Raw genomic sequence first — 12125 nt, forward strand, 5'->3', positions numbered from 1 at the left:
GCCTCATTTTGTTGTTGTACATTCAATTCACTGTATTGACTGCTACTGAGCAATGTTGCAGCCACTTCGGTTAAATGTTCAGTGGTATTCTTTGTATCGGCAATAGACGATTGAAGTTTAGACACAAATTGGTTAAACCAGTAAACTAACTGAGCAATTTCATCTTTACCTGCATAGTTAATCCTCGATCGAAGATCACCTTCACCTTCAGAAATATTACGCAAAGACTGAGTCACATTGTCTATAGTATTAATAATGGAGCGATTAACGAGTAGCCCCATAATCACCATTAGCACAGTCGCAATGACACCTATGAGTAAAATGCTATTTTCTGCCTGTTTTGCGCTAGCAATAGTTGCTTGAATACTCTGTTGAAATTGTTCAGATAAAATCGATTTTTTTTCAGAAAATTGTTCAACCAATAATTGATATCGCTTAGCATTTTCCGCAGCCTGACGTTGGATTTTGCTAAAATCGACATCATCTTTAATAAACTCAGCAGCTAAGCTTCGAGCATTATTATAGTAGAGGTTCACGTCTTTATTTAACTGCCGAGATGGATTGGCTTCTTCTGGCAGTAACTCGACGAGTTGGCGTAAATTAGCAGATATTTGCAATACCATGGTATTGGCGATATCTAGCGCATCTTCTTCGCCTGTCGTAATAGCCGACTGGATAGTTTGATCTAATTGTAATATTAGGCCCTGATTTACCGTAGCAAGATTTAATGCAGGATAAAGTTCATTCTGAAGTCCATTTAAGCGCTGTGCATTACTTTGGCCAGTTTGATTATTGATGATAATCGAAATAGCAAATGACACGATAGCGACAAATGTTAGCAGGGCAATTCTATGCCTGATTTTTAAATTAATTAGCTGCATTGGGTCTTTTTGATAATTTAGAGAGGTCTACATTAATGGGGATAATAACAGTTTGAGGTGTGACTTAAAATATTAAGGTTCGTCTTGCGTTGAATAAATTCGGCAAAAAGAGGATAACGATAAGACTCCTGGGGGCTTTAATGTTTATAGCGTTTTAAATGATTTATTTATTAATGATTTTTAAATTTATTATGTTGCAAGACATTGATTTATGGTTATTTATAAGTTGGATTTATATTTTTTTTGATACATTGATAATGTAGTGTGTTTACATTTTTGGGAAGAGGTATAATTTCCTTAAATATATAATTATTGGGTTTAGTGCTTTCTTGATTAACATTAATCTTATTAAGGTTAATTTAAGTTATAGCTCATTCATTCTTGTTATTAATAATTAATGATAGCAGCTTTACATTATGTAAAGCCGCTGTCGTTTTATTGCTAATGGTTTATGGTGTTAGTAACCGATAGCAGCAGAGCCAGCACGTCTTGGATCTGAAGCGCCAAAAAGACCTTGTTCTGTCATCATTATCGATTGAGTGCTACCAATTGACTCTTGTACTTTTACTTTGTGACCTTTGGCTTCAAGTAATGAAATAGTATCGCGATTCAACGTATGCTCCACCCAAATAAAATCAGGTAACCATTGGTGATGCATACGTGCTGCAGCCGTAGCTTCAGCAATGTTTAAGTTATGATCTATTACATTCATTATCATTTGCAGCGTAATATTAATAATTCGCGAGCCACCAGGGCTGCCGGTAACAATGAAAGGTTTACCATCTTTCATCACCATAGTTGGGCTCATGGAGCTAAGAGGGCGTTTATTTCCTTCTACAGCATTGGCTTCACCACCAATTAAACCATAACCATTTGGGGTACCTGGCTTAACTGAAAAATCATCCATTTCATTATTTAATAAAATCCCCGTTCCTTTAGCGACTAAGCCCGAACCATAACTGAAGTTAAGGGTATAGGTGTTAGCAACAGCATTGCCCCATTTATCAATAACCGAGAAGTGGGTAGTTTGATCGCTCTCGTAAGGTGCTAGTTTACCCGGTTTAATTTCACTGCTAGGTGTAGTTTTGTTGACAGCAATTTTGCTAGCAATATCTTTAGCGTATTTTTTGCTAGTTAACTGTTTAACTGGCACGCTAACAAAATCTGGATCGCCCAAATACTCACTACGATCAGCATAAGCATATTTCATGGTTTCGGCCATAAGGTGCAACGTACTTGCGGTATTGTGGCCTAATTTATCAATGGGGAATTGCTCAAGTACATTGAGCATTTCGATAATATGAATACCACCAGAAGATGGGGGCGGCATAGATACCACTTCGTAGCCGCGATAATTACCTCGTACAGGCTCACGCTCAACGACTTTGTAGTTAGCTAAATCAGTTAACGTCATTACCCCGCCAGCATTTTTGATCGCGGAGACAATTTTTTCAGCCGTTTCACCTTGATAAAACCCTTTACTACCATTCTGGGCTATCAACGATAATGACTGTGCTAACTCAGGTTGCTTGAGTAATTCATTGACTTGGTAATTACTGCCGTCGGCATGGTAGAAGATTTCTGCTGAACTTGGCCATTGGGTAATACGAGTTTTAAGACCCGCTAATGAGTTTGATAGATCTGAAGTGACTAATATACCGTCTTTGGCTAGCTTAATCGCAGGCTTGATCACTTGCGCCATTTTCATGGTGCCATATTGTTTTAAAGCCAGTTCCATCCCCATGACTGTTCCAGGCACGCCCACCGCTAAACCATGTTCACGGCTCAGTTTGTCAACGGCATTACCTTGTTCATCAAGAAATATATCTTTATGGGCTTTGGCTGGCGCTGTTTCACGATAATCGATAGCAATGGTTTTATTTTGCTCGGCTAAATGTACTAACATAAAGCCACCACCGCCAATATTACCCGCGCGAGGCAAGGTTACTGCCAGTGCGTATGCCACAGCTACGGCAGCATCAACCGCGTTGCCACCTTGTTTTAAAATATCAACACCAATTTGGCTTGCTAATGCTTCTTGGCTTGAAACCATGCCATGCTTAGCATAGATTGGCTGAGCCGTTGCCATTTCACTAAAGATTGAAGCTTCATTTGCTTGGCTGTCAGCAATATGAAGCGCAGGATAACAAAGTGTGAGTGTTAATGCGGAGCTCAAAAAAAGCGGTGTTAATTTAGGGAATCGTGTCACGATCAATCCTTGGTGTGTTTTGAGAAGATACTGTGATAGAACATGCCACATGATAGCTATAATTGGTATGAGTTTTAGCGGTTGAGTATTAATTATTATAGGGTAGGTGTGGGTGGAACAAACACAAACGCGAGTTTATCAATATAAATTTGTTAATAATATTAGCAATATAGATTCTACAGTATGGAATACCTTTTTTGGTACATCTCATCCATTTACCCGGCATGAATATTTATCCGCTCTGGAAATGAGTCGCTGTGTCAGCGCTGAAACGGGTTGGACGCCGATGCACCTTATGGTAATGGATGACGATAATATTATTGCATTAATGCCGTTATACCTTAAAAGCCATTCTTGGGGCGAATATGTGTTTGATTGGGCATGGGCAGAAGCGTATGAGCGCCATAATATAGGTTATTACCCTAAGCTCGTGAGCAGTATACCTTTCACTCCTACCACAGGGCGTCGTATTGGTATTGACCCAAGGTTAGCAAAACACGATCAACAGCCCTTGATTGACGGTATTCAAACCTATCTGTCACAAACTGTTATTAAACAGGGCTGGTCATCTTGGCATTGTTTATTTACCAATACCGAGCAACATCTTCAGTTTGCACAAGCAGGGGTAATGGAGCGTGTTGGTTGTCAGTTTCATTGGCACAACCAAAACTATGCTGATTTTAATGACTTTCTCAGTACATTAACGTCACGTAAACGCAAAAACATCACTAAAGAGCGGACTTCAGCAAGGCAACAGTTACAGTTCCGATTTATCAAAGGTGATAAGGCGAGTGCAGAGCAATGGCAAGATTTTGTGCGGTGTTATCAAAATACTTATTTAAAGCGTTCGGGTCATAAAGGGTATTTATCGGCAGCATTTTTTGAGCAGATTACAGCAACAATGGGATCTAAAATACGACTATTATTGATTGAAAATAGTGACGCACAATTAGTGGCATCAGCATTATATTTTGTGTCAGACACACATTTATATGGTCGCTATTGGGGAGCGTTAACTGAATGTGACCATGTCCATTTTGAAGCATGTTATTACCAAGGCATTGAGTACGCTATCGCTAATAAATTAAGCGTTTTTGATGCTGGTGCACAAGGTGAACATAAAGTAGCGCGAGGTTTTCGCCCGGTTAAAACTACCTCAAGTCATTTTATTGCTCATGAAGGCTTTAATGATGCTATCGCTGATTTTTGTAAACAAGAACAATCTCATATCGACATTTATATGCAACAAATGTGTGAACAACTGCCGTATAAGTCAATTAATAATACATCAACATAATATGGAGTAATTTACACATCCATTGTTCTTTAATGGTTAGCCTAGTGCTAACCAAATACCAACCAGAATCATCAAGCTTCCGGCGATACGATTCATCCAGCGGATATTATCGCCGCGGCTTAAAAATAACCGTAAGCTTTTACCGCCGCTGGCATAAGCTAGCATCGACACACTTTCGGTGATCATTATAATACTAAGCAAAACGGCGAGTTGTGGCCCAACGGCATTATCAACATTAATAAACGGCGGTAATAGCGAAATCATAAAAGCCCAACCTTTAGGGTTGGCAATCGCGGTAATAAATCCTTGGCTGATTAAGCTCATCCGACTGGCTTTAACTTCAATACCAGTGATGATGGCCATTTTGCCTTTAGCACGCCACATATTAATGCCAATGTAGCCAAGGTAAGCACCACCCACCCACTTAAGAATATCGAACACCTGTGGGTAATTTAGCATGATGCTGGCAACCCCAAGTACTGCTGCAATGGCGACCAACGCCACGCCTACTAATTCACCTAACATCATCCATAAGGTTCTGCGTACACCAATACTCATGCCGAGTGTCATGGCTAAAGTCATGCACATACCGGGGGTGATAGACACAAAAAAGAACGTTGGAATAAACACAGCGAGTACGGCGTAATCTGGCATTAGAAAGGTCTTTGATTAGAATGTAGATGGCAGAGTGTAAAGGCCTAAAATGATAAAAACCAGCAATTTGCTGGTTTTTATGTATCACTTCGTGTTTGTAAAATTACAGTACGCCGCGTTTCATTTGATCGCGTTCGATTGATTCAAATAACGCAGTAAAGTTACCTTCGCCGAAGCCAAGATTATTTTTACGTTGAATGATTTCAATGAAGATAGGCCCAAATAGATTTTTGGTAAAAATTTGCAATAAATAACCGTCATCATCACCATCAACCAAAATCTGGTGATGTTTAATACGATCGTGATCTTCAGTCACCTGTGGCAACTTCTCGAAAATGGTTTCGTAATATTCAGGAATGATATCCAGTGTTTTGATGGAGGTGCCTTCCATTGCATCGAGTGAGGCTACAATATCACGACTTCTAAATGCTAGATGTTGAACACCTGGGCCATTGTATTCACCTAAATATTCATCAATCTGATTTTTGTTATTGCCTTTGCCTTCGTTGATCGGAATGCAGAAACTGCCATCGGGAGAACGCAGTGCGTAAGATATCAATGCAGTTTGAGCACCGCTGATATCGAAATAACGCACTTCAGTAAAACCAAAGATGTCTTTGTAAAAGTTAGCCCATTTTTCCATAGTGCCTTTGTAGACATTATTGGTTAAATGGTCGACTTCCATAAAGCCTTTTTCAGGCGTTACGATCGGCTGCTTTAAATCGACGAAGTCGGTTTGATAGATATTGTGTTGCTCACCAAAAGTGTCAATAAAATAAATCAGACTATCGCCGATACCGTAAATAGCCGGGTAGGGCATGTCTTTATTGGCATCATCGGCTGGTTTTGCACCACGGGCAACGGCTTCTGTAAATGCAAACTGTGCATCTTCTACACGCCAGCCCATTGAACAAATAGCCGGACCATGAGATTTGGCGAATTCTGCAGAAAACCCTGCACGGCCTTTATTCAATAGAAAGTTAATGTCATTTTGTTTGTAGTAAACAATGTCATTATTTTTGGCTTTTTTTAACATCGAAAAACCAAAATCAATGAATACTTGGTGCATGTATTCTGTATCTGGGCTAGCAAATTCGGTGAATTCAATGCCTAACAGGCCCAGTGGATTTAGTTCGCTTGCCATTTTGTTTTCCTTTATTTTATGTCAACACGCAATCACTCTTTGGTGACTTGGGTTAGCTATAAATGTGGTCTTAGTTTTCTAACCAAGAGCGGTTGTAATCATCACTCATGCAATTTTTGACATGAGCGGTTAAATTCAGTGGGGCGAAGGTATCAACCATCACCGCATATTCGTATGTTTCTGTTTTGCCGATAGAGGCTTCTGTGCGACCAGGTTGAGGCCCATGCGGCACACCTTTTTGGTGTAACGTCATATAGCCCGCTTCAATACCTGTACGGCTCATAAAGTCGCCGTCGACGTAATACAAGACTTCATCACTGTCGATATTGTTGTGATAATAAGGTGCTGGTATCGATTTAGGATGAAAATCGTATGGACGTGGTACAAAGTTACAAATGACAAAATTGTGCGCAGTAAACACTAAATGTTCAGACGGCGGCAAATGGATTTTGCCTACTTTTGGCGCATATTCACTGATGTTAAATGCCCAAGGATAAACACAACCATCCCAGCCGACTAAGTCAAATGGATGCCATTGCAGCGTCATTTTTTGGTAGCGCTCACCAAATTTACACATTAACGGAAACGCACCTTTTTCAACCACAGCATCAGCCAAGGTTGGCGTACGAATATCTCGTTCGCAGTAAGGTGCAGACTCCAACATTTGGCCGTATTCGTTTCTAAAATGCTTTGGCACTTCGACCATTGAAGATGATTCAATAACGAATAAGCGCACATTTTGATAATCGTTAAATTTAAGTTGGTACGTGGTCCCGCGTGGAATAATTAAGTAATCCCATTTTTTGGTATCAATGACGCCGTATTCACTCAACAGTTGGCCTTCACCTTCGTGAATAAACACCACTTCGTCAGCATAGGCATTACGATAAAACTCATTGGTATCTTCAGTCACCTTCGCGGTGTACATGGCGACATCATTATTGAAAAAAATTTTATTTCGGGCGCTAAAAAAGTTGCCTTGGCAGTCGGCTTGACGTGAGTCTAATTTGTAATTTTGAATTAATGAGTCTTGCCATTGTTCACCATGCGATAAAGAGTAAGGTTGAACGTCTATCGCTTTGGTTGGCATATTATGGTGATATTTATTCGAATAAATATTTGAAAAACCATGGGTAGAAAATAATTCTTCACGGTACAACTCGCCATTGTCTTTTTCGAAGGCAATGTGGCGTTTGGTCGGGATCTGACCTTGCTTAACATAGAATGGCATCTGATTGTCCTATGGTGAATCGACTGTGAGTGTCGTAGCGTTTATGTTATTAGTTGTTATGGCCTAATTGCATAGGGCAAACCAATATGTGATCTAACTAACAATTTAGTGGTAAAGATCAACAAAAAAAAGAATAATAAATAACTTAACTCAATCTATTTTTTAGATTGTTATGTTAGCTTTACATTTGTGTATGGATAACGGGACAGTGGAAATCTTATGCGAATAGATATCGATGCCTTTAATGTACTGCAAGTACTTGTTGAAGAAGGAAGTTTTGCAAAAGCTTCGGAGCGATTGCACAAGGCACAATCGGCAGTAAGCTATCAGGTTAAAAAACTGGAGCAACATCTGGGGGTGACATTATTTAATCGAGATCATTATCGAGCGGAATTAACACCCGAAGGGAAGGTTATTTTGGCCGAAGGGCAACGGCTATTGCAACATTTAGCCAATATTGAGCATCTTGCCAGTCGCTTTAGTCAGGGGTGGGAACCTAAGCTTGAGTTAGTCATCGACGGTGCTTTACCGATGGAGCCGATCATGACCGCGCTTAAGCGTATGTCAGAACACAATATACCGACTAAAGTACAACTTAATATGGAGTTTTTAGGCGGAGTACAGCATCGCTTTGAGCGCGACCAAGCAGACTTAATGCTGGTTAAGGATTATCGTACTGGCCCCTCGTATCATCCTAAACCGTTACCTACGATTACCAGTGTGCTAGTGGCGTCATCACAACATCCATTAAGTCTACTTAAGGAAATTAGTTTACCTGAGTTACAACAACATGTTGAGTTAACCATTGAAGATTCATCTCCTGGTAAACGTGATCGCGATGAAATGCAGTTTGGCGGCGATAAAGTCTTTTATTTGTCGGGCTTTATCATGAAAAAAAATGCCTTACTAAAAGGCTTAGGTTTTGGTTGGATGCCGGATTTTTTAATTGCCGAAGAATTACATCAAGGGCAACTTATTGAAGTTGATTTTATTGGCGGTAATCGGTTTAGCTTTACACCGCAATTAGTCTCCACACTTGAACGTCCGCTTGGGCGAGCAGGGCAGTTATTTACCGAACTTATTTTAGAAGAATTTGCTCAATATCAATTACAGCATCAATCAGGATTGAGCGGTGCAGGTTTAGGTTAACGATGGACACAAATCGGTAAACGAATGCAGTGGCAACAGAATTTGGTTACAGAATATTGAAATGTTGTCGTGTTAAATAGCTGATCATTTTGTTACCTTAAATCATCCATAATAAATAATGCCTTAATACCGAACAGGGCAACTGCAAACATTAAATAAATTTTTAAGGAATGAAAATGAGCATGAAAAGTCATGAAGTTGATTATGAAATTATCGGTTCTAGCATGCAGCTGGTTGAAGTTGAATTAGACCCAAATGAGTCTGTGATTGCTGAAGCGGGGGCGATGACTTACCTTGAAGAAGACATTATGTTTGAGGCCAGAATGGGTGATGGCTCTGAGCCGGAATCCGGTTTTTTTGGCAAACTACTTGGTGCTGGTAAACGAGCTATTTCGGGTGAGGGTATTTTTATGACTCATTTCACCAATCAAGGCCAACAGAAACGTAAAGTGGCATTTGCTGCACCATTTCCTGGCACCATTTTGGCGATAGACTTAGCTCAACATCAAGGCGAACTAATCTGTCAAAAAGACAGCTTTTTAGCGGCTGCTTTAGGTACGCAAGTCACGATGAAGTTTAACAAGCGATTAGGAACCGGTTTTTTTGGTGGTGAAGGATTTATTCTACAGAGCCTCAAAGGTGATGGCATGGCGTTTGTGCATGCAGGTGGAACACTGATTAAAAAAGAATTACACGGTGAGACTTTGCGTGTAGATACTGGTTGTTTAGTTGGATTCACTCCCGGGATTGATTATGACATTCAGCGTGCAGGCTCTTTAAAGTCGATGGTATTTGGCGGTGAAGGTTTGTTTCTTGCGACCTTAAAAGGTCATGGGACAGTGTGGTTACAAAGCTTACCGTTTTCCCGTATGGCTGACAGAATTATTGCTCACGCACCTTCAAGTGGTGGTAAAGATCAAGGTGAAGGTTCAGTGCTTGGCGGAATAGGCCGTATGATTAACTAACACTGGAATGCGTGATTTTATCACTGTGCCGTTGGTATTCGAGCTCAGACTATTACAGCAAATTGTATTGGCTTAGTCTGAGCTGTCTTTAGGAGACTTTTAGAATGTTTACTGGTCGGCTGACGAGCTGGTCTGTTTTAACTTAAGGTTACCCATGTAAGGTAATCAATCTAACGTTATTATTCTAGGTTGTTAGTTGCATAATATGTTGGTATTGCAACGGTGTGACGGGCTGAACACTCAAGCGGGCACCTTTAGCCACTAGTACCATATCTTGTAGCACGGGATCAGATTTCAATTGCTTCAAGCTCACTGGTTTAGAGAATTTGGCCATAAATTGAATGTCGACTTGCCACCAACGAGGTTTATTGGCGTCTGATTTAGCATCAAAATACGGTGAACGGTTATCAAAAGCACTGAAATCAATTTGAGCATCGCTGCTAATTTTTGCTAAACCAACAATTGCAGGTATTTTGCAACTAGAGTGATAAAACAACACTACATCACCCAATGCGATTTGATCACGAATATAGTTACGCGCTTGATAGTTACGAATACCTTGCCAAGCAACGGTTTGCTGCTCACTCATCTGTAGATTATCAATACTAAAATCGTCTGGTTCAGACTTCATTAACCAATAGTTCATGTGATCCCATTACTGCCTTTAAAGAGGCTGAATAACCTTTCAATGCTTAAGAATGGCAATGTACACGTTGCAGATACGATTAGGCAAATAAAAAGCCGACAGCATTATGCTATCGGCTTTTATAACAGAGGTATTTCAACGATAATTAATCAATGTTAATAAGTCGGTTTGGCAATAACAGTTTGACCAATAGGGGTTAAACTTAATAAGGCCAATTTAAGATGTTGTAAAGCGAAAGGAATACCTATAATCGTTACAAAACAAGCCAGAGCATGAACTAGATGACCAATCGCGAGCCAAATACCAAAACATAAAAACCATATAACATTGCCCACTAAACCTAACGTGCCAGTGCCAATATCTTCTTGGCCGGAAATGTGTTTTCGGTTAACGGTTTCTTGTCCAAATGGCCAGAAAGCAAGTTCGCCAATGACAAAACAAGCACGACCAAATGGTATGCCAATGATGCTAATAAAGCACAATAGCCCTACAAACCACCAAGCTAGACCCATGACAAAACCACCCATTAAAAACCAAGCAATATTAAAGATTAAGCGTAAAAGTGACATTTTCAATCCTATCAATAGTCAATATTACTTAATATATAGCCATATTCATGCCATGTTTTTAACTAACTGATTCTTATGAATTAAAGATTGTTTTTATACTGTGTAGTTAATGTAATGTGATGATTAATGCAAATGAATCGATGAGATTTATCATTTTTTAGTTAAAATGCTCATATTACAGTTGATTGAGACAATTTATGTTTTCGATAAGCCCAGTACAAGCGATGAACTTTGATGGACACAACATCTATATTAAACGAGATGATTTATTGCATAGTGATTTTAGTGGTAATAAAGCGCGTAAATTTTATCATTTTTTACATCATGATTATTCACATGTTACCCAGCTCGTGGCTTCGGGCTCGGCACAAGCAAACTCATTATACTCGTTGTCTGTACTGGCAAAGCAACAAGGGTGGAAATTCGATTACTATGTAAGCCATATCAGTGATTTTTTGTTACAACACCCTCAGGGCAATTATGCCGCAGCGATACTAAATGGTGCCAATATCATTAATGTTAGTCATTTGGATGATGCCGAAAATCTTGTCGGTATGCATTTAGACGATGCAATGCAATGTATTGTGTCATCGGACCCAAACTACACTGATAAAAATCAAATACTTTTTATTCCTGAAGGTGGACGGTGTGAATATGCCGAAACCGGGATCGCGCAACTAGCAACGGAAGTGATTCAATGGGCGCAAGATCAACATAAAAATAATCTACAAGTATTTTTACCATCAGGCACGGGAACTACTGCTGTTTATTTAAATAAGCAAATTATCCAACAACTGGCTCAATTAGCATTAACGGAAGTTCTTATCATTGAGGTATTAACTTGCAGTACCGTTGGCGGGGACGAATATTTACGTCAACAATTTGCGAAATTAGTTGATGAGATTTATTTTCCTAAAATTATTAATGATGGTCATAAATATCATTTTGGAAAATTATCACGACGTTGTTTTGATATGTGGAACACAGTATGCCGGTCGGGAATTGAATTTGAATTATTGTACGATCCGGTTGGTTTCTTAGTGTTACAACATTATTTAAATAATAATACTGTTAATGCAACCGATATTCTCTATATACATCAGGGGGGGGTATTGGGAAATAAAACGATGTTACCAAGATACCAACGAAAATTTTCTGACACTGTTTGATTAAAGAGTAAATGCAGGTCTTATTATTCATTTTAAAATTAAAATGATAAAGATATGTTGTTTTTCAGAGGTTTAGCTTGGTTTTTGACGCTGAGGGATAATTTGACATTGTGTAGAAGAGTTATTTATTTTGCTCTGCTTTAATAAACATCGGTAAGTGAGAGGAGGATACCGAGAAATGAGTTTATTAAATAACAGAGCAAATGATTAA

At 39.4% G+C, this 12125-nt stretch carries 11 protein-coding genes; 4 read left to right on the plus strand and 7 right to left on the minus strand.

Going from position 1 to position 12125, the window contains the following annotated elements; translation table 11 throughout:
• Both H5202_RS11925 and ggt read right to left on the minus strand, forming a co-directional pair.
• The coding region (locus H5202_RS11925; RefSeq protein WP_182772265.1) for a HAMP domain-containing protein at window positions 1–881 on the minus strand (881 nt) is incomplete at its 3' end.
• A 457-nt stretch (window positions 882–1338) separates the two neighbouring features.
• A complete protein-coding gene (ggt, locus tag H5202_RS11930; RefSeq protein ID WP_182772266.1) occupies window positions 1339–3090 on the minus strand; it encodes a gamma-glutamyltransferase in 1752 nt (583 codons plus the stop codon).
• A gap of 112 nt (window positions 3091–3202) precedes the next feature.
• On the opposite strand from ggt, the gene H5202_RS11935 reads away from it, so the two are divergent.
• Window positions 3203–4387: a GNAT family N-acetyltransferase gene (locus tag H5202_RS11935; protein WP_182772267.1), complete on the plus strand. Its 1185-nt coding sequence runs from the start codon at window positions 3203–3205 to the stop codon at window positions 4385–4387.
• A 36-nt stretch (window positions 4388–4423) separates the two neighbouring features.
• Here H5202_RS11935 and H5202_RS11940 read toward each other — a convergent pair whose 3' ends face one another.
• The 3 genes from H5202_RS11940 to H5202_RS11950 form a co-directional block, all read right to left on the minus strand.
• Window positions 4424–5041, minus strand: a complete 618-nt coding sequence (locus H5202_RS11940; protein ID WP_182772268.1) for a LysE family translocator — start codon at window positions 5039–5041, stop codon at window positions 4424–4426.
• A 103-nt stretch (window positions 5042–5144) separates the two neighbouring features.
• Complete coding sequence (gene hppD, locus H5202_RS11945) at window positions 5145–6185, minus strand: 4-hydroxyphenylpyruvate dioxygenase (RefSeq protein WP_182772269.1); 1041 nt, start codon at window positions 6183–6185, stop codon at window positions 5145–5147.
• A gap of 70 nt (window positions 6186–6255) precedes the next feature.
• The gene (locus H5202_RS11950; RefSeq protein ID WP_182772270.1) at window positions 6256–7416 is read right to left on the minus strand and encodes a homogentisate 1,2-dioxygenase; all 1161 of its coding nucleotides are present in this window, start codon (window positions 7414–7416) and stop codon (window positions 6256–6258) included.
• 219 nt (window positions 7417–7635) lie between these two features.
• On the opposite strand from H5202_RS11950, the gene H5202_RS11955 reads away from it, so the two are divergent.
• Both H5202_RS11955 and H5202_RS11960 read left to right on the plus strand, forming a co-directional pair.
• Window positions 7636–8565: a LysR family transcriptional regulator gene (locus tag H5202_RS11955; protein ID WP_059743966.1), complete on the plus strand. Its 930-nt coding sequence runs from the start codon at window positions 7636–7638 to the stop codon at window positions 8563–8565.
• A gap of 176 nt (window positions 8566–8741) precedes the next feature.
• A complete protein-coding gene (locus H5202_RS11960; protein WP_182772271.1) occupies window positions 8742–9530 on the plus strand; it encodes a TIGR00266 family protein in 789 nt (262 codons plus the stop codon).
• Window positions 9531–9714: 184 nt separating this feature from the next.
• On the opposite strand, the gene H5202_RS11965 is transcribed toward H5202_RS11960, so the two are convergent.
• Together H5202_RS11965 and H5202_RS11970 are read right to left on the minus strand one after the other, a co-directional pair.
• The gene (locus tag H5202_RS11965) at window positions 9715–10176 is read right to left on the minus strand and encodes an EVE domain-containing protein (protein WP_182772272.1); all 462 of its coding nucleotides are present in this window, start codon (window positions 10174–10176) and stop codon (window positions 9715–9717) included.
• A gap of 155 nt (window positions 10177–10331) precedes the next feature.
• A complete protein-coding gene (locus H5202_RS11970; RefSeq protein WP_182772273.1) occupies window positions 10332–10745 on the minus strand; it encodes a YccF domain-containing protein in 414 nt (137 codons plus the stop codon).
• A 197-nt stretch (window positions 10746–10942) separates the two neighbouring features.
• Between H5202_RS11970 and H5202_RS11975 the strand changes: the two genes are divergently transcribed.
• A complete protein-coding gene (locus H5202_RS11975; protein WP_182772274.1) occupies window positions 10943–11914 on the plus strand; it encodes a 1-aminocyclopropane-1-carboxylate deaminase/D-cysteine desulfhydrase in 972 nt (323 codons plus the stop codon).
• The last annotated feature ends 211 nt before the right edge of the window (window positions 11915–12125 follow it).

It is taken from the genome of Shewanella sp. SG41-4, from assembly GCF_014164505.1.
Taxonomy (GTDB): Bacteria; Pseudomonadota; Gammaproteobacteria; order Enterobacterales; family Shewanellaceae; genus Shewanella.